The following is an 18,246-nucleotide window of genomic DNA, read 5'->3' as shown; positions in this document are numbered from 1 at the left end:
ATGTGAGGTTTCAATAAAAACGATTTTTCCGGATGTGAATATGCCGGAGCATGAGCCCACCTTCCAAGGAGCGACCGCCATGAGGCATAGAGATCGCATTGCTGCTTTCGCCGTCCTGGGCCTTCTGGCCCTTTCGGCGCCGGCTTCCGCCGCCGACAAAATCCGCGTTCTGGCGCCCACCTGGCCCGGCTTCGCGCCGGTCTTCGTGGCCATGGACAAGGGCTATTTCAAATCCCTCGGCCTCGACGTCGACATGCGATTCGAGGACGACCGCTCGAACGTCATGGCCGCCATGGCGCGCGGCGACATCGAGGTCGACATGCGCACGGTGGGCGAGCACCAGGGCCGCCCGCGCGATGCCTCCACCCCCGGCATCATCATCGGCACCATCGACAAGTCGGTGGGTGGCGACGGCGTGATCGCGGACGGGTCGATCTCGTCCGTCGCGGCGCTGAAGGGCAAGACCGTGGCCTCCGAGGTCAACATTCCCGGCCGCCTGTTGCTGCAACTGGCGCTGAAGAAGGAGGGGCTCACCCTCAAGGATCTGAAGATGAAGGAGATAGCGACCGCCGATACGGTCGCGGTGTTCGCCGATCCCTCGATCGTTGCGATCGCCACCTATGAGCCGGTCCTGTCGCAGGCGATCACCGCCAATGCCAACCGCAAGGGCAAGGTGCTGATCTCTTCCAAGGACAGCGATATCATCGTCGATATTATCGCGGCGCGGCAGGACGATCTGAAGGCCAATCCGAAGAAATACCAGGCCTTCCTGAAGGGGATTTATGAGGCGGTGGATCTCTACAAGAAAAATCCGGCGGAATTCATCAAGCTCGCCGCGCCGCACTTCAATTTGAGCGAGGCCGAGGTGAAGGACATTCTCGACACCTCCCTTGCTTATACCTCGCTTGCCGATGCCGAGACCTATATCGGCACCGCCGGCAAGCCCGGCACGCTCTATGGCATCTTCAACACGGTGATGGAGCTGAACCTGGAGAATGGTGCCGCCGACACCAAGCTCGACCCCGCCCAGCAGATCGACCCCTCGGTGGTTTCCGCAATCACGGGGACGAAGTGAGCGAGCCTGCCGCATCCTCTTCACCGCCGGCGCAGGCCGGCGGTGAGTCCGCGGCATCGGGCTTGCCCTCGGGCGGCGTGCCGGCGGTGGGCGGCGCCTTCGCGCTGCGCGACCTGTTCCGCCTGCGCGCGCCCCTGCCGCGCACCGTCAGCGCGGTGATCGCGCTCGCCGCCAGCGCGCTCGTTCTGGCGGTTTGGGAAGGGGTGGCGCGGCTCGGGCTTACGAACCCGCTGTTCTTTCCCGCGCCGAGCGCCGTGATTTCGGCCATGGGGCGCATGTTCGTGGACCAGCATCTCGCCTGGAATGCCTGGGTCTCGATCCTTCGGGTGTGGAGCGCGTTCCTGCTGGCGGCGGTGATGGCCATTCCCATCGGCATGATGATGAGCGCCTATCGCGCCATCGGCGCCGCGCTCGAACCCATCGTGGATTTCATCCGCTACCTGCCCGTGCCGGCACTGGTGCCGCTCTCCATCATCTGGTTCGGGGTGGGGGAGGAGACGAAGATCTTCCTGCTCTGGCTCGGCACCTTCTTCCAATTGGTGCTGCTGGTTTCCGACGACATGCGGCGGGTGCCGCAGGAATATATCGAGATCGCCTATACGGTCGGCGCCAAGCCGGGGCAGGTGCTGAAGGATGTGGCCTTCCGCGCCATGCTGCCGGGGCTGGTGGATAATCTGCGCATTACGCTCGGCTGGTGCTGGACCTATCTGATCATCGCCGAGATCGTCGCGGCCGACAGTGGCCTCGGCTTCGTCATCTGGGCGGCACGGCGCTACATGAAGACGCCGGAAGTGATGGCGGGGGTGTTCCTCATCGGCATCATCGGCCTTCTCACCGACCAATTGCTGCGCGCCGCCCACCGCCGCGCCTTCCGCTATCTGTGAGGGCGCACGGATGACGGCACATCTCACATTCACCAATGTCACCAAGCATTTCGGCAAGGTCGAGGTGGTGGCGACGCCGTTCAACCTCGCCATTGCCCGCAACGAATTCGTGGTGTTCCTCGGGCCCTCGGGCTGCGGCAAGACCACCTTGATGCGCATGATCGGCGGGCTCGACACGCCGAGCACCGGGGACATCCTCCTCGATGGCGCACCCGTGGGCGGGCCGGACTGGCGGCGCGGCATGGTGTTCCAATCCTATTCTTCCTTTCCCTGGCTGACGGTGGCGGAAAACGTCGCCTTCGGCATGCGCTACCGCACCGATCTTTCGGAGGAGGAGAAGCTGGGCCGGCGGGATCATTATCTCGATCTGGTGGGCCTCTACGAATTCTCCGACACCTATCCCAACCGCGTCTCCGGCGGCATGCGCCAGCGCATCGCCATCGCCCGCACGCTCGCGGCCGGGTCCGACGTGCTGCTGATGGACGAGCCGTTCGGTGCGCTCGATGCCCAGCGGCGCGAGCAATTGCAGGGCGAATTGCGGCGCATCCAGCGGCGCGACGCGAAGACCGTGGTGTTCGTGACCCACGATGTGGAGGAAGCCGCCTTCCTCGCCGACCGGGTGATTGTCTTTTCCAAGCGCCCGGCGCGGATCATGGCGGAAATCGACGTGCGCGCGCGCCTCGGCGAGGACCGCACGCTGGAGATGCGCGACGGGGCGGACTTCTTCGCCCTGCGCAACGAGATGCTGCGCCTCGTGCGGGCGAGCGCGGGAGAAGAGCCATGATGGCGGGCGGATTGCTAGGCGGCCTCGCGGGGCGCGCGGTTCTGGTGACGGGATCGAGCCGCGGCATCGGCCATGGCATCGCCCGGGCCTTCGCGGCGGCGGGCGCCGATCTGCATATGCTGGCGGAGGATGACGGCATCTTTGAAGCCGCCGAACGGCTCGGCGCGCGCGGCCACAAGGCCGACATCACCCGCACCGCCGATCTTGAAGCCGTGGCGCGGGAGTTCGCCCATCTCGACGTGCTGGTGAACAATGCCGGGCTGGAGCTGGTCACGCCGTTGGATGATCCGAGCGCGGAAAACGAGCTTCGGTTCCGCCGCGTGGTGGAGATCAATGTGACGGGCACGTTCCTCGCCACCCGTGCTTTTGCGCCGAAGCTCTCCCATGGCGGGCGCATCATCAATACCGCCTCCATCTGGTCGCGCACCGCCGAGCCCTTGTTCGGCGCCTATGTCGCCTCCAAGCATGCGGTGATCGGCCTGACCAAGACCTTCGCGAAGGAACTCGGCCCGCGCGGCATCACCGTGAACGCGGTGTGTCCGGGATGGGTGCGCACCGACGCTTCGCTGCGCTCCCTGCGCGCCATGGCCGAGCGCACCGGCCGGCCGGAGGACGATCTGCTGCGCGAGATCGTGGCGGTGCAGGCGCTGCCGGGCTTCATGGATCCGGACGATGTGGCCGGCACCTATCTGTTTCTGGCTTCCGACCTCGCCGCCAACATCACCGGCCAGAGCCTCGGGGTCGATCGTGGAGAAGCACCGTGGTGAACCCATCTGAGACCTCGCCGCACCAGGGCCTGCGCATCGTCGTCACCGGCGCTGCGAGCGGCATCGGCCGCGCTTGCGCCGATCGGCTGGCGCGCGCCGGCGCCCATGTGGCGGGGTTCGACATCCAAGCCATGGAGGCGTCCGCCTGGCATCCCGTCACGGTCGATCTCACCGACGAGGCGGCGGTGGTCGCGGCGATGGATGCGGCGGCGGCGCACCTCGGCGGGCTCGACGTGATCGTGAACAGCGCCGGGCTGGACCTGGAGAGTCCGCTCTGCGCCTTCGATTTCGCCGCCTTCGAGAAGATGCTGGCGGTGAACGTGCGCGGCACCATCCTGATGGCGCGCGAAGCCGCACGGCTGTTCGGCGAACAGGGGCGCATCATCAATATCGCGTCCGAGCTCGGCTATCTCGGCCGGCAGGGCGCCTCGGGCTATTGCGCCACCAAGGGCGCGATCCTGGCGCTGACCCGCTCTTGGGCGCGGGAGCTTGCGCCGCGCATCCTGGTGAATGCGGTGGCACCGGGGCCGGTGGATACGCCCTTGCTCAATTTCGCCGGCATGGATGCGGCCCAGCAGGCGCTGGAAACCAACAATCCGCTGCGCCGCATCGGCCGGCCGGAGGAGGTGGCCGAGGCGGTCGCCTTCCTCGCCTCCCGCCATACGAATTTCATCACCGGCCAATGCATCAGCGTCGATGGCGGCGCGGCCATGCACTGAGGGGACATAAGATGGTCGATAGCGTCTACATGGCCGAACTGAGCTGGCCGCAATATCAGGCCAAGATCGCCGCCGGGGCGACGGTGTTCATTCCCCTCGGCACCACCGAGCAGCACGGCCCCCATCTGCCGCTGAACGTGGACGTGGTGCTGCCCACCGCCGTCTGCGCGCGGGTGGCGGCGCAGATCGGCGGCATCGTCGCGCCGGCGATCCCCTATGGCTACAAGTCCCAGCCCCGCTCCGGCGGCGGCGAAGCGTTTCCCGGCACCACGAGCCTCGATGCCTACACCGTCGCCCTGGTGCTGCGCGATGTGATCCGCGCCCTCGGCGCCGATGGCGTGCGGCGCATCGTGGTGGTGAACGGCCATTACGAGAACATGTGGCCCGGCGTCGAGGGCGTCGACCTCGGCCTGCGCGAGCTGCGCCGCGACGGCATCACCGGCATGCAGCTGATGCGCCTGGAATATTGGGATTTCGCCCGGCGCGAAACGCTGGACCGCCTGTTCCCCGATGGCTTCCCCGGCATCGACCTGGAGCATGCGAGCCTGTTGGAAACCTCGCTCATGCTCCTGGTGCGTCCGGAACTGGTGGAGATGGAGAAGGTGCCGTCCGACGGGCCGGCGCAATTCCCCACCTATGACATGCACCCGGTGCCGAAAGGCTTCGTTCCGGCGTCCGGCGTGTTGGCGGTGGCGAATGGCTCGACCGCCGAAAAGGGCCAGTGGCTGATGGACGATTATGTCGCCGGCATCACCGCGGCGGTGCGCAAGGAATTCAATCTCTGATAGCGCGGGCGCGGCCCGCTTGAGCCAGATGGCAGGTTCTTCAATGGTTGGAAAGTTCGAGCCGGCGGATTCCGGCAGCATCCCGCGCTTCGCGGGCATCGCCACCTTCATGCGCCTGCCCCAGGCCGAGCCCGCCGAGGTGGACATCGCCTTGCTCGGCGTGCCGTTCGACGGCGGGGTGACCAACCGCGCCGGCACGCGCCATGGTCCGCGCGAATTGCGCAACCAGTCCAGCCTGACGCGCCGGGTGCACCATGTCACCGGCATCTCCCCCTATGACCTGGCGCGGGTCGCCGATTGCGGCGATGCGCCGGTCGATCCGCTGGATTTGATGAAAACCCTCAAGCTCGTCGGCGATTTCTATGCCGGCGTGCGCACGGCGGGCGCGGTGCCGCTCTCGGCCGGCGGCGATCACCTGATGACGCTGCCGATCCTGCGCGGGCTGGTGCACGAGGGACCCGTGGGCGTGGTGCAGTTTGATGCCCATTCCGACACCTATGACGGCTTTTTCGGCGGCAATCCCTACAACCACGGCACGCCGTTCCGCCGCGCCATCGAGGAAGGGCTGATCGACCCCAAGCGTTTCGTGCAGATCGGCCTGCGCGGGGCGATCTCGGATGCCTCGAACTTCGATTTCGCGAAGGCGTGCGGCATCCGCATGATCTTCATGGAGGAGTTCATCACGCGCGGGCCGCAGGACGTGATGGACGAGGTCCATGCCATCCTGGGCGAAAAACCGGCCTATGTGACCTTCGACATCGACAGCCTCGACCCCTCCTTCGCGCCGGGCACCGGCACGCCGGAGATCGGCGGCTTCACCACCCGCGAGGCGCAGCACATGGTGCGGGCGCTGGCGGGGCTGAATCTGATCGGCGCGGACCTCGTGGAGGTGTCGCCGCCGTTCGACCCGTCCGGCCTCACGGCGCTGACGGGCGCGAGCATCATGTTCGAGCTTTTGTGCGTGCTGGCCACAGCGTTCGCCGAACGGCGCGGCGCGCCGGTCGCCCTTTAAGGAAAACCCCATGGCCCATGGATATGAAAGCGGGCGGCTCGATCTGCCCTTCGTCGGCATCTGCACGTTTGGCAAGTATCCGCTGTGCCTGGATTGGGACAAGCTGGAGGCCGACGTCGCCATCCTCGGCGCGCCGTTCGACCTTGGCACCCAATGGCGCTCCGGCGCCCGCTCGGGTCCGCGCGCGATCCGCGACGCGTCGACCTTGTTCGCCTTCGGCCATTCCGGCGCCTATGACCATGAGGACGACGTGGTCTATCTGCCCGCCGGGGCGGCGCGCATCGTGGACATGGGCGATGCGGACATGATCCACACCGACACCGCCCGCAGCCACGCCAATATCGAAGCCGGGGTGCGCGCGATCCTCAAGGCCGGCGCGCTGCCGGTGGTGCTCGGCGGCGATCATTCCATCAACATTCCCTGCGTCGCCGCCTTTTCCGACGAAGCGCCGGTGCATCTGGTGCAGTTCGACGCGCATCTGGATTTCGTCGATGAGCGGCACGGCGTGCGCAACGGCCACGGCAGCCCCATGCGCCGTGCCGCCGAGCAGTCTCATGTGACTGGCCTGACCCAGCTCGGCATCCGCAACGTCTCCTCCACCGCCCGCGAGGGCTATGAGGACGCCCGCCGCATGGGCAGCGACATCCTGAGCGTGCGGCAGATCCGCAAGCTTGGCACCGAAGCGGTGCTGGCGCGCATTCCCGCCGGGGCGCGCTATTATGTCAGCATCGACATCGACGGCTTCGACCCCTCCATCGCGCCGGGCACCGGCACGCCCAGCCATGGCGGCTTCACCTATTACGAGGTGCTGGAGCTGCTGGACGGCCTCGCCAAGCGGGGCACCATCGTCGGCGTGGACCTGGTGGAGGTGGCGCGCGAATATGATCCGGCCGGCGTCACCGCCATCCTCGCCGCCCAGATCCTGCTCAATCTCATCGGCCGCATCCTGCACCAGCGCGGCCGCTGAGTTCAGGCGGCCCGCGCGCCCATGAGCTTGTCGGCGATCATCTCGCCGATGGGCAAAGCGGCGGTGGCGGCGGGGGAGGGTGCGTTGCACACATGCAGTGAGCGCGGCGTCTGCTCGAACAGGAAGTCGTGCACCAGCGTGCCGTTCGCCAGCACCGCCTGGGCGCGGATGCCGGCTTCATAGGGCTGGAGGTCCGCCATGGTCAGGTCCGGGCAATATTTGCGGCATTGCTCCAGATAGCCGGCGGGCAGGAGGGAATTCTTCAGCTCTTTGATCGCCGCGCGCGGATTGTTGGCGAGCGTGCGCCAGAAGCCGGGGAAGCTGAGCGTATCGGCGAGATCGGCCGCGTTCACCGAGAGCTTGGGATAGCCCTCGCGCGCCATGCCCAGCACCGCATTGGGGCCGACCGTCACCGAGCCGTCGATCATGCGGGTGAGGTGGATGCCGAGGAACGGCAAGGCGGGGTCCGGCACGGGATAGATCAGGTGCTTGACGATGGAATTGCGGCTCGGCGGCAGGCGATAATATTCGCCCCGGAACGGCACGATGCGGTGGGTGACCTTCAGCCCGGCGAGGCGCGCGATGCGGTCCGATTGCAGGCCGGCGCAGGCCACCAGCGTCTTGCCGCGATGGGCGACGCCGCCGCTGCGCACCTCCACGTCTTCAGCCCCCTCGCGGATCGCATCCACCTTCGCGCCGAGCAGGATGGTGCCGCCGGCGGCCTCGATCTCGCGGGCGAGGGCCGCGCAGACCTGCTTGTAGTCGACGATGCCTGTGGACGGCACGAGCAGGGCGCCGATGCCGGTGATGTTGGGTTCGCGCCGCCGCAGCTCGGCGCCGTCCAGCCGCTCCACCTCCACGCCGTTTGAGGCGGCGCGCTGGTAGAGCGCATCCATGCGCGCCAGTTCCTCCGCGTCGGTGGCCACCAGCAGCTTGCCGCAGGTTTCAAAGGCGATGTTGTGGGCGCGGCAGAAGTCCTTGGTCGCCTGGGCGCCTTTGCGGCAGAGCTCGGCCTTGAAGCTGCCGGGGGCATAATAGATGCCGGCATGGATGACGCCGCTGTTGTGTCCGGTCTGATGGCGCGCGAGCCCGCCCTCCTTCTCCAGCAGCAGAACGCCCGCGCCGGGCTGGCGGCGCAGGATTTCCCGCGCCGTCGAGAGGCCGACGATGCCGCCTCCGATGATGATGAAATCATAGAGCATGATGCTCTTTTCCTCCCGCAAGTCCGGGCTGCGCAGGGCGCCCGTGTTTTTCCCGGCGGTGTGTCCCGCCGGCTGATGGCGTGCCTCAGGGCGCTAGAGCCGGATCTGCCCATATTGAATCGCCCAAGGCGACGCAATATGGGCAGTGAATCCGCTTCTATTCAATAAGTTAGAGCGCGATTCAGCGCTCTAGCACGCGGATCGGCGCGCCGCGCTGCCAGGCGGCGATGTCTTCGACGATCTGCGGGAAGGCCGTGCGATAGGTGTTTTCCGTAACATAGCCGATATGCGGCGTCGCCAGCACATTGGGCAAAAATCGGAACGGATGATCCATCGCCAGCGGTTCGGTGTCGAACACGTCGAGCGCCGCCCCGGCGATCCGCCGCTGCATCAGGGCCTCCACCAGGGCCGGCTCGGAGACGATCGGCCCGCGCGAGGTGTTCACCAGGAAGGCCGTTGGCTTCATCTGCCCGAGTTCCGCCGCGCTGACGAGATCCTGCGTGCGGGCGCCAAGCTTGAGGTGGATGGTGAGCACGTCGGCGCGGGCGAACAGCTGATCCTTTTCCACCCGTTCCACGCCGCATTCGGCCGCCCGCTCGGCGGTGAGATTCTGGCTCCAGGCGATGACCTTCATGCCGAAGGCCTGGCCGAACTTCGCCACCTCGGCGCCGATGCGCCCGAGCCCGAGCACGCCCAGCGTCTTGCCGGCGATGTCCGTGCCGAGGCCGACTTGCCAGCCGCCGGCGCGCACGGAGGCAGCCTCAAGATGCAGGCCGCGCGTCACCGCCAGCACCAGCGCCCAGGTGAGCGCGGGGGTCGCATGGGGCTCGCCGCCGGCGGTCCCGCTCACGACGATGCCGCGCGCCTGCGCCGCCGCGATATCGATGGAAGCATTCCACAGGCCGATGGTGGTGATGAGCTTGAGATTCGGCAGCCGGGCGATCAGCGCCGCGTCCACCGGCGTGCGCTCGCGCGTGAGGACCAGCGCGTCGAACGGGTTGAGGCGGGCAGCGAGACGGTCCGGGTCGTCCACGTGATCGTGGAAGAAGACCGTCTCGGCGCCGGGCTTCAGCGTGCCCCAATCGGCCATGGCGGCGGCCACGTTCTGGTAATCGTCGAGGACGGCGACGCGGGCGGGGGCGGGTTCTGTCATTGAAATGCTCGCTATCGGGCGCATGTGTTGCGGATGCCCTTGATCCGGCTTCGAGGCTAAAATGGCAATCTCTGTCCTTGAATCGGATCGCGCCGGGACCGTCGCGGTTTTCCGCCCCTTCCCCACCCGCCAGCCAGGAGGTCCCAATGACCGCCCAAGCCAGTCTCAATGCCCGCATCGGCGAGGTGACGCAGCGCATTGCTGAACGCAGCCACGACAGCCGCGCGCGTTATCTGGACCGCATCGCCGCCGCCGGAGAGGCCGGCCCGCGCCGCCGCGCGCTCGGATGCGCCAACCAGGCCCATGGATTTGCCGCCTGCCTGCCCGGCGACAAGGCCGAGCTGCGCACCGGGGAGGGCGGAAATCTCGCGATTGTGACCGCCTATAACGACATGCTCAGCGCCCACCAGCCCTATGAGCGCTTCCCCGAACTGATCCGCGAAGCCGCCCGCGACGTGGGCGGGGTGGCGCAGGTGGCGGGCGGGGTGCCGGCCATGTGCGACGGCGTCACGCAAGGGGAAGCGGGTATGGAGCTGTCGCTGTTCTCTCGCGAGGTGATCGCGCTTTCCACGGCGGTGGCGCTCTCCCACCAGACCTTCGATGCCGCCGTGTTCCTCGGCATCTGCGACAAGATCGTGCCCGGCCTGATCATCGGCGCGCTCTCGTTCGGCCATCTGCCGGCGGTGTTCATCCCGAGCGGCCCCATGACCTCGGGCCTGCCGAACGACGAGAAATCCCGCATCCGCCAATTGTTCGCCGAAGGCAAGATCGGCCGCGACGCGCTGCTGGAGGCCGAGTCCAAATCCTACCACGGCCCCGGCACCTGCACCTTTTACGGCACCGCCAACACCAACCAGATGATGATGGAGATCATGGGCGTGCATCTGCCCGGCGCCTCCTTCGTCAATCCCAACACGCCGCTGCGCGATGCGCTCACCCGCGAGGGCACCAAGCGGGCGCTGGCCAATAGCGCGCTCGGCAATCATTACACCCCGCTCGGGCGGATGCTGGACGAGAAGGCGTTCGTGAACGGCGTGGTCGGCCTGCACGCCACCGGCGGCTCCACCAACCACACGCTCCATATCGTCGCCATGGCGGCGGCGGCGGGCATCGTGCTGACCTGGAACGACTTCTCGGACCTCGCGGACGTGGTGCCGCTGCTCACCCGCGTCTATCCCAATGGGAAGGCGGACGTGAACCATTTCCACGCCGCCGGCGGCATGGGCTTCGCGATCCGCGAACTGCTCTCCGCCGGGCTGCTGCACGAGGATGTGGAAACCGTGTGGGGCACCGGGCTTTCCGGCTATACGGCCGAACCGGGCCTGGACGAAAACGGCGCTTTGGTCTGGCGCGACGCCTCGGCGGCGAGCGGCGACGAGGCGGTGCTTCGCCCGGTCTCCCGCGCCTTCCAACCCACCGGAGGCCTGAAGGTGTTGGACGGCAATCTCGGCCGCGCGGTCATCAAGACCTCGGCGGTGGCGCCGGAGCGGCACATCATCGAGGCGCCGGCGCGGGTGTTCCATTCCCAGGAGGCGTTGCAGGCGGCGTTCAAGGCCGGCAGCCTCACGGGGGATTTCGTGGCCGTGGTGCGGTTCCAGGGGCCCAAGGCCAATGGCATGCCGGAATTGCACAAGCTGCTGCCGCCGCTGGGTGTTTTGCAGGATCGCGGGCAGAAGGTGGCGTTGGTCACCGACGGGCGCATGTCCGGCGCCTCGGGCAAAGTGCCATCGGCGATCCATGTGACGCCGGAAGCCGCCGCCGGGGGGCCGATCGGCAAGATCCGCGATGGCGATCTGGTGCGGCTCGACGGCGTCGCCGGGCATCTCACCGTGCTGGTGGATGCGGAGGAATGGGCCGCCCGCGCACCGGCGCAGGAGGATCTTTCCGACTCCCACGTGAATGTGGGCCGGGAATTGTTTGCCCCGTTCCGAAATGCGGTTGGGACGGCGGATACCGGGGCGAGCATCTTTTCGCTCACCGCGGCCTGACGAAAGCAAGGGATTGCAAAGGTTTCGCGTCCGGGATGTTTCACGTGAAACATCCCGGACCACGGACGAACACAGGTTTCGTGAGAACGAAACCGGCAATGACTTTCGATTGACGCGAATTTCGTCGCCGAATTCGCTGCAGACTTCGGCGACGGACGAATTTCGCCTTGCGGACCAGCTGGCGCGCTCCGCCTATCCCTTCGCCTGCACCTCCAGCCGGGCGTCGAAGGCGAGCACCGCGTTCAGCAGCACCGCCGCGCCGGCGGCGCAATCGGCCGGGGAGGTGTCTTCCGCCTCATTGTGGCTGATGCCGTCCTTGCAGGGCACGAACACCATGGTGGTGGGGGCGACGCGGGCCACATAGGCGGCGTCGTGCCCGGCGCCCGAGACGATGTCGCGATGCCCGTAGCCGAGCGTCTCCGCCGCCGCGCGGATGGTGGAGACCAGGGTCGCGTCGAAATGCACCGGCGGGGCATTCAGGATGCAGTCGAGCTGGAGGGTCAGGCCGAGCGCGGAAATCGCCGCCTCGATCTGCGCGCACAATTCCTCATGCATGGTGTCGAGCGCCCCTTGGTCGGGATGGCGCATCTCGATGGTGAGGAAGACTTCGCCGGGAATGACATTGCGCGAATTGGGCTTCACCTCCATCAGCCCGACCGTCGCCACCGCGAGCGGGGGATGGGCGAGGCCGACGTCATTGACGATCTCCACCACCTTGGCGGCGCCCAGCAGCGCATCCTTGCGGCGGGACATGGGCGTGGTGCCGGCGTGGGAATCGACCCCGGTGATCGTCGCCTCGTACCAGCGGATGCCCTGCACCCCGGTGACGACGCCGATGGTCTTGCCCTCGGCCTCCAGGATCGGCCCCTGCTCGATGTGCAGTTCGAACATGGCCGACATGGGATGGCCGCCGAGCGGCTTCTCGCCGCGATAGCCGATGGCGTCCAGCGCATCGCCGAAGCGGATGCCCTCGCGGTCGCGCTGGTCCATCACATAGTCTTTCTCGAACACTCCGGAAAAGCCCCCGGACGCCAGCATGGCGGGGGCGAAGCGGGAGCCTTCCTCATTGGTCCAATTGATCACCTCGATGGGCGCCAGGGTCTCATAGCCGCTGGCCTGGAGCGCGCGCAGCACTTCCAGGCCCGCCAGCACGCCCAGCACGCCGTCGAACTTGCCGCCGGTCGGCTGGGTATCGAGATGCGAGCCGATGCAGATGGGCGGAAGCGCATTGTCGCGGCCGGGGCGGCGGGCGAACATATTGCCGGCCTCATCCACGGAAACGGTGCAGCCGGCGGCGATGCAGGCGTCCTTGAACCAGTCGCGGACCTGGCGGTCTTCCTCGGTCAGGGTGAGGCGGTTGATGCCGCCTTTTTCCGTGCCGCCGAAACGGGCGGTTTCCATCAGCGCGGCCCAGAGGCGGTCGCCGTCGATCGTCAAATTCGCCATGTCAAACTTCCGTTGGGGTCGGATCGGTTTGCGCCGATGCATGCAATCGGCGTGCCCGCCCTTGTCCCGGCCATGACGGCCGGGGCCGGTTCACCCGCCTCCGCGCAACCGCATTCGAACACGCGTAAAAGGGGGCACATGCCTCCCTTTTAGGCGCCGCGTGCGCCCTCTTAGGTCAAGTCCTTCTCGCCCATCATCACGCGGCGATAGGCGCCCACCAGATGGTTGCGCATGAGATCGGCCGCGACCTTCGCCTCGCCGCGGATCATGGCTTCCAAAATCTCCTCGTGCTCGCGCCACACCCGGATCGAGAGGCCGGGGAAGGAGAGGATTTCCCCCATGGCGCGGCGCAGATGCTGCCAATTGAGGCGCATCGTATCGATCACCAGCGGGTTGGCCGAGAGATCATAGATGAAGGAGTGGAACTCCATGTCCGCATGGACCACGCCCTTCTGGTCGTTGGCGAGCACCAGGTTGCGCCCGTGCACCACCAGGTCCCGCCCCTTGCGGATGTGTTCCGGCTTGAGATTGGCGGTGGCCAACTCGGCTGCCAGGGGCTCCACGGCGGAGCGGAATTCGTAGATCGCCTTCAATAATTCCGGCTGAACCGGGGCGACCGAAACCCCGCGCTTGCCCGATTCGATAACGAAGCCCTGGGACCGCAGGATCACCAGCGCATGGGTCACCGGCTGGCGCGAAACATTGAGGCGCGCGGCGATGTCCTCCTGCGTCAGGCGTTCCCCCGGCTTGAGGGTGCCGTCGCAGATGGCGTCGAGGATGACCTCGTAGGTCTGTTCGACCAGGCGTTTCGGTGCGGCCAGAGTTTCCATGAAGTCTGCATATCGCGTGCGCCCGCCGTTTTCCATCTTGACCATCTCGCGGGAACCTGCGACCGTTTGTTGAACTCGGAATTCAGAATTCAATAATGAACGAGGGATGGAAATGGCTCAACCCATTCGTGTGCTGCTCGCCAAGGTGGGACTCGACGGTCACGATCGCGGCGTGAAGGTGGTGGCGCGCACTTTGCGCGATGCCGGCATGGACGTGATCTATTCCGGCCTGCACCGCACGCCGGAAGAAGTGGTCACCGCCGCGATCCAGGAGGACGTGGACGTGCTCGGCGTCAGCCTGCTGTCGGGCGTGCAACTCACGGTGTTTCCCAAGATCTTCAAGCTCTTGAGCGAAAAGGGCGTGGACGATCTGATCGTGGTCGCCGGCGGCGTCATGCCGGACGAGGACGTGGTCGCCTTGAAGGAGATGGGCGTGAAGGAAGTCCTGCTCCAGGACACCCCGCCCGCCGCCATCGTCGCCACGCTGGAACGCCTCGTCACCGAGCGCGGCGCGCGCTGAGCGCGGGAGGATTTCCCATGGAAGACTGGTCCTTCCCACCGCGCTATGACGAAACCTATCTGCCGCCGTCGGACGCGCGCTATTGGTTTCAAAAGCGCGAAACCATGCACCCCTCAGACCGCGACGCGGCGATCCTCGCCCGCCTCCAGCAGGTCTGCGCCTATGCCTATGAAACCGCGCCCTTCTACCGGCGCAAATGGGACGAAGCGGGCTTCCACCCCTCGCACCTGAAGTCGCTGGAAGATTTCGAGGACAAGATCCCCGTGATCACCAAGGCGGACCTTCGGGCCAGCCAGGCGGCGCACGCCCCGTTCGGCGATTATCTCTGCGTGCCGGATGCGGAAGTGTTCCACGTGCACGGCACGTCGGGCACCACCGGGCGGCCCACCGCCTTCGCCATCGGCCGCAATGATTGGCGCGCCATCGCCAATGCCCATGCCCGCATCATGTGGGCCATGGGCCTGCGCCCCGGCGACATGGTGTGCGTCGCCGCCATCTTCAGCCTCTATATGGGCTCCTGGGGTGCGCTCGCGGGGGCCGAGCGGCTCGGCGCCAAGGCGTTTCCGTTCGGCGCCGGTGCGCCGGGCATGAGCGTGCGCTGCGCCCAATGGCTCGCCGCCATGAAGCCGGCCGGCTTCTACGGCACCCCCACCTATGCGCTGCATCTGGCGGAAACCGCGATCAAGGAGGGGCTGAACCCGCGCGATTTCGGCCTGCGCGTCATGTTCTTCTCCGGCGAGCCCGGTGCCTCCATTCCCGGCGTGCGCGACCGCATTGAGGATCTCTACGGCGCCAAGGTGTTCGACAGCGGCTCCATGGCCGAGATGACGCCCTGGATGCATGTGGGCGGCTCGGCCGAGACGCCGGGCATGCTGTGCTGGCAGGATGTGGTCTATACGCAGGTCTGTGACCCCCGCACCTTCCGCCGCGTGCCCTATGGCGAGCGGGGAACCCCGGTCTACACCCATCTGGAGCGCACCTCCCAGCCCATGATCCGCCTTGCCTCGGGCGATCTCACGCTGTGGAGTGACGAGCCCTCGCCCTGTGGGCGCACTTATCCGCGCCTGCCGCTCGGGATTTTCGGGCGTATCGACGACATGTTCACCATCCGTGGCGAGAACGTCTATCCGAGCGAGATCGATTCCGTGCTCAACCAGACCGCCGGCTATGGCGGCGAGCACCAGATCGTCATCACCCGCGAAGCCACCATGGACGAACTGGTGCTGCGGGTTGAAGCCGACGCGATGACGCTCGCCCTTGGCCGCGACCATATGGAAAAATTCCGAGGCGACATCGCCAGATCCATGCAGAAGCTGCTCGGTCTGCGCACCGTGGTGGAGATCGTGGAAGGCGGCACGCTGCCGCGCACGGACTTCAAGGCCCGCCGGGTGGTGGACGACCGCGCCGTGTTCCGCGACATGCATGCCCAGCTTAAAGCGGGGGGTGCCTGATGGGCCGCTATGTTCCCTCGCTGGAACTGATCCCACGCGTGGAAGCCGGGGAGATGGGCGCCATCGGCCGGCTCATCTCGCGCGCGGAATCCGGCACGCCGGAGGCGCGCGAAGCGCTCGCCACCATCTATCGCCGCGCCGGCAAGGCCCATGTGATCGGGATTACCGGCGTGCCCGGCTCGGGCAAATCCACCCTCGTCGCCCATTTCGCCAAGCTCCTGCGCGACCAGGGGCTGAAGGTGGGCATCGTGGCGGTGGACCCCTCCAGCCCATTTTCTGGCGGCTCGATCCTCGGCGACCGGGTGCGCATGACGGAACTCGCCACCGATCCCGGCATCTATATCCGCTCCATGGCGACCCGTGGCGCCATGGGCGGCATGGCCCGCGCGGCGCTGGACGCGGTGGATATCCTCGACGTCGGCGGCTTCGACACGGTGATCATCGAGACCGTCGGCGTGGGCCAGGACGAGGTGGAGATCGCCCGCGCCTCCCACACCACGGTGGTGGTCTCGGCCCCCGGCCTCGGCGACGAGATCCAGGCCATCAAGGCCGGGATCTTGGAGATTGCCGACATCCATGTGGTGTCGAAATGCGACCGGAGCGATGCCAACCGCACGCTGACCGACCTCAAGAGCATGCTCACGCTGGGCGCCCTCACCTCCGCGCGGGGGGAATGGGCGGTGCCGGTGGTCGGCGTTTCCGCCATCAGCGGGGAGGGGTTCGAGCAATTGCGCGCCAAGATCAACGCCCACCGCCGCGTCGCCTTCGAGACCGAGACCGGCCTCGCGCGGCTCGCCCGCATCGCCCGCTTCCGCCTCGTGAAGACGGCGGAAAATCTCCTGATCGAGCGCTTCACCGCTGCGGCGGAGCGCCTTGCCCCGAAGCTTTCCGCGCGCCTCCAGCGCCGCGAGAGCGATCCCTACACCCTTGCCAACGAGATGCTGCTCTCGTCCGCCCAGAAGGAACTCGCAGATGAGCATGCTTGAGACCCGCACCCTGGCCAAGCTCAGCGATGATGTGCGCGACTGGGAAGAAAATGAAGTCGCCGCCTTCCTGAAGAAACAGGCCGAACGCAAGGAGCAATTCTTCACGCTCGGCGATTTCCCGGTGAAGCGCACCTATACCGCCGCCGATCTCGCGGAAACCCCGCCGGAGGATATCGGCCTGCCGGGCCGCTATCCGTTCACGCGCGGCCCCTATCCCACCATGTACCGTTCCCGCAACTGGACCATGCGCCAGATCGCCGGCTTCGGCACCGGCGAGGACACGAACAAGCGCTTCAAATATCTGATCGCCCAGGGCCAGACCGGCATCTCCACCGATTTCGATATGCCGACCCTCATGGGCTACGACAGCGACCATCCCATGAGCGAGGGCGAGGTGGGGCGCGAGGGCGTCGCCATCGACACGCTGGAGGACATGGAAGCTCTGTTCGAGGGCATCGACCTTGAGAAGATCTCGGTCTCCATGACCATCAATCCTTCCGCCTGGATCCTGCTCGCCATGTACATCGTGCTGGCGGAAAAGCGCGGCTACGATCTCAACAAGCTTTCGGGAACCGTCCAGGCGGATATTCTCAAAGAATACATGGCGCAGAAGGAATATATCTATCCCATCGCGCCCTCGGTCCGCATCGTGCGCGATTGCATCACCCATTGCGCCAAGACCATGAAGCGCTACAACCCGATCAATATCTCGGGCTATCACATCTCGGAAGCCGGCTCTTCGCCGGTGGACGAAGTAGCCTTCACCCTCGCCAACCTCATCGTCTATGTAGAGGAGGTGACGAAGACCGGCATGCATGTGGACGAGTTCGCCCCGCGCCTCGCCTTTTTCTTCGTCTGTCAGGCCGATTTCTTCGAGGAAGTGGCGAAGTTCCGCGCCGTGCGGCGCTGCTATGCCAAGATCATGAAGGAACGTTTCGGCGCCAAGAACCCAGAAAGCATGCGCCTGCGCTTCCATTGCCAGACGGCGGCGGCCTCGCTCACCAAGCCGCAATATATGGTCAATGTGGTGCGCACCGCGCTCCAGGCGCTCTCGGCGGTGCTGGGCGGCTGCCAGTCGCTGCACACCAACGGCTTCGACGAAGCTTTCGCCATCCCCACCGAGGAAGCCATGCGCATGGCCCTGCGCACCCAGCAGGTGATCGCCGAGGAAAGCAACGTCACCCAGGTGATCGACCCGCTCGGCGGCTCTTATTATGTGGAGGCGCTGACCAGCGAATATGAAAAGCGCATCATGGACATCCTCGCCGAGGTGGATGAGCGCGGCGGCACCATCAAGCTGATCCAGGAAGGCTGGTTCCAGAAGCGCGTCGCCGATTTCGCCTATGAGACCGCCTTGCGCAAGCAATCGGGCGAAAAGCCGGTGATCGGCGTCAACACCTTGGTGGAAAAGGAGGAGGTCCACGACATCGAGACCCATCCTTACGACCAGACCACCGCCGAGCGGCAGGTCTCGCGCACCCAGCGCATCCGCCGCGAGCGCGACAATGTGAAGGTGAACGCCTTGCTGGAGCGCCTGGTGGAGGTGGCGAAAGACGACACGCAGAACATCATGCCCGTCACCATCGATCTCGTGCGCGAAGGCGCGACCATGGGCGATATCGTGGAGAAGCTGAAAACCGTGTGGGGCGTGTATCGCGAAACCCCGGTGTTCTGACC

Annotated in this window: 17 protein-coding genes; 13 read left to right on the top strand and 4 right to left on the bottom strand. The window is 66.3% G+C overall.

Annotated elements, in window-relative coordinates:
* Positions 1–79 precede the first annotated feature (79 nt).
* The 8 genes from V5G24_RS20850 to speB (V5G24_RS20815) are packed head-to-tail and all read left to right on the top strand — an operon-like array spanning position 80 to position 6,993.
* Positions 80–1,075: an ABC transporter substrate-binding protein gene (locus V5G24_RS20850; RefSeq protein WP_394083671.1), complete on the top strand. Its 996-nt coding sequence runs from the start codon at positions 80–82 to the stop codon at positions 1,073–1,075.
* Positions 1,072–1,959: an ABC transporter permease gene (locus V5G24_RS20845; RefSeq protein WP_394083673.1), complete on the top strand. Its 888-nt coding sequence runs from the start codon at positions 1,072–1,074 to the stop codon at positions 1,957–1,959. Before V5G24_RS20850 ends, V5G24_RS20845 begins: the two co-directional genes overlap by 4 nt.
* Before the next feature lie 10 nt (positions 1,960–1,969).
* Positions 1,970–2,743, top strand: coding sequence for an ABC transporter ATP-binding protein (locus tag V5G24_RS20840; protein ID WP_394083675.1), 774 nt, complete (start codon positions 1,970–1,972; stop codon positions 2,741–2,743).
* The gene (locus tag V5G24_RS20835; protein WP_394083677.1) at positions 2,740–3,510 is read left to right on the top strand and encodes an SDR family NAD(P)-dependent oxidoreductase; all 771 of its coding nucleotides are present in this window, start codon (positions 2,740–2,742) and stop codon (positions 3,508–3,510) included. The genes V5G24_RS20840 and V5G24_RS20835 overlap by 4 nt, the downstream gene beginning before the upstream one ends.
* Positions 3,504–4,229 (top strand): SDR family NAD(P)-dependent oxidoreductase, encoded by a 726-nt coding sequence (locus V5G24_RS20830; protein ID WP_394083679.1) that lies wholly within the window; start codon positions 3,504–3,506, stop codon positions 4,227–4,229. The genes V5G24_RS20835 and V5G24_RS20830 overlap by 7 nt, the downstream gene beginning before the upstream one ends.
* Before the next feature lie 11 nt (positions 4,230–4,240).
* Positions 4,241–5,014: a creatininase gene (locus V5G24_RS20825; RefSeq protein WP_394083681.1), complete on the top strand. Its 774-nt coding sequence runs from the start codon at positions 4,241–4,243 to the stop codon at positions 5,012–5,014.
* 28 nt (positions 5,015–5,042) lie between these two features.
* On the top strand, positions 5,043–6,026 hold the full coding sequence (speB, locus tag V5G24_RS20820; RefSeq protein WP_394083683.1) for an agmatinase: 984 nt from the start codon (positions 5,043–5,045) through the stop codon (positions 6,024–6,026).
* Between the two features lie 10 nt (positions 6,027–6,036).
* Positions 6,037–6,993: an agmatinase gene (gene speB / locus V5G24_RS20815; RefSeq protein ID WP_394083685.1), complete on the top strand. Its 957-nt coding sequence runs from the start codon at positions 6,037–6,039 to the stop codon at positions 6,991–6,993.
* Between the two features lie 2 nt (positions 6,994–6,995).
* Here speB (V5G24_RS20815) and lhgD read toward each other — a convergent pair whose 3' ends face one another.
* Entirely contained in the window at positions 6,996–8,195 is a 1,200-nt protein-coding gene (gene lhgD / locus V5G24_RS20810; protein ID WP_394083687.1) for an L-2-hydroxyglutarate dehydrogenase, read from the bottom strand.
* A 181-nt stretch (positions 8,196–8,376) separates the two neighbouring features.
* A complete protein-coding gene (locus V5G24_RS20805; protein ID WP_394083689.1) occupies positions 8,377–9,348 on the bottom strand; it encodes a D-2-hydroxyacid dehydrogenase family protein in 972 nt (323 codons plus the stop codon).
* A gap of 146 nt (positions 9,349–9,494) precedes the next feature.
* On the opposite strand from V5G24_RS20805, the gene edd reads away from it, so the two are divergent.
* Positions 9,495–11,336 carry a phosphogluconate dehydratase gene (edd, locus tag V5G24_RS20800; protein WP_394083691.1) on the top strand — a complete coding sequence of 614 codons (1,842 nt, stop codon included), beginning with the start codon at positions 9,495–9,497 and terminating at the stop codon, positions 11,334–11,336.
* A 192-nt stretch (positions 11,337–11,528) separates the two neighbouring features.
* Here the strand turns inward: edd and V5G24_RS20795 are convergent, their stop codons facing one another.
* Positions 11,529–12,782: a Zn-dependent hydrolase gene (locus V5G24_RS20795; RefSeq protein ID WP_394083693.1), complete on the bottom strand. Its 1,254-nt coding sequence runs from the start codon at positions 12,780–12,782 to the stop codon at positions 11,529–11,531.
* Between the two features lie 170 nt (positions 12,783–12,952).
* Positions 12,953–13,612 carry a GntR family transcriptional regulator gene (locus V5G24_RS20790; protein ID WP_394083695.1) on the bottom strand — a complete coding sequence of 220 codons (660 nt, stop codon included), beginning with the start codon at positions 13,610–13,612 and terminating at the stop codon, positions 12,953–12,955.
* A 112-nt stretch (positions 13,613–13,724) separates the two neighbouring features.
* On the opposite strand from V5G24_RS20790, the gene V5G24_RS20785 reads away from it, so the two are divergent.
* Genes V5G24_RS20785 through V5G24_RS20770 form a run of 4 tightly spaced genes read left to right on the top strand, consistent with a single transcriptional unit; the run spans position 13,725 to position 18,244 of the window.
* Positions 13,725–14,132: a cobalamin B12-binding domain-containing protein gene (locus V5G24_RS20785; protein ID WP_394083697.1), complete on the top strand. Its 408-nt coding sequence runs from the start codon at positions 13,725–13,727 to the stop codon at positions 14,130–14,132.
* A gap of 17 nt (positions 14,133–14,149) precedes the next feature.
* A complete protein-coding gene (locus V5G24_RS20780) occupies positions 14,150–15,583 on the top strand; it encodes a phenylacetate--CoA ligase family protein (protein ID WP_394083699.1) in 1,434 nt (477 codons plus the stop codon).
* Entirely contained in the window at positions 15,583–16,569 is a 987-nt protein-coding gene (gene meaB, locus V5G24_RS20775; protein ID WP_394083701.1) for a methylmalonyl Co-A mutase-associated GTPase MeaB, read from the top strand. The genes V5G24_RS20780 and meaB overlap by 1 nt, the downstream gene beginning before the upstream one ends.
* Complete coding sequence (locus tag V5G24_RS20770; RefSeq protein WP_394083703.1) at positions 16,556–18,244, top strand: methylmalonyl-CoA mutase family protein; 1,689 nt, start codon at positions 16,556–16,558, stop codon at positions 18,242–18,244. Before meaB ends, V5G24_RS20770 begins: the two co-directional genes overlap by 14 nt.
* The last annotated feature ends 2 nt before the right edge of the window (positions 18,245–18,246 follow it).

The organism is Roseixanthobacter finlandensis (genome assembly GCF_043195105.2).
In the GTDB taxonomy this organism is placed as follows: Bacteria; Pseudomonadota; Alphaproteobacteria; order Rhizobiales; family Xanthobacteraceae; genus NCEH01.
Note: the sequence above shows the minus strand (reverse complement) of the source record. Positions and strands in the feature narration are given on the sequence as shown.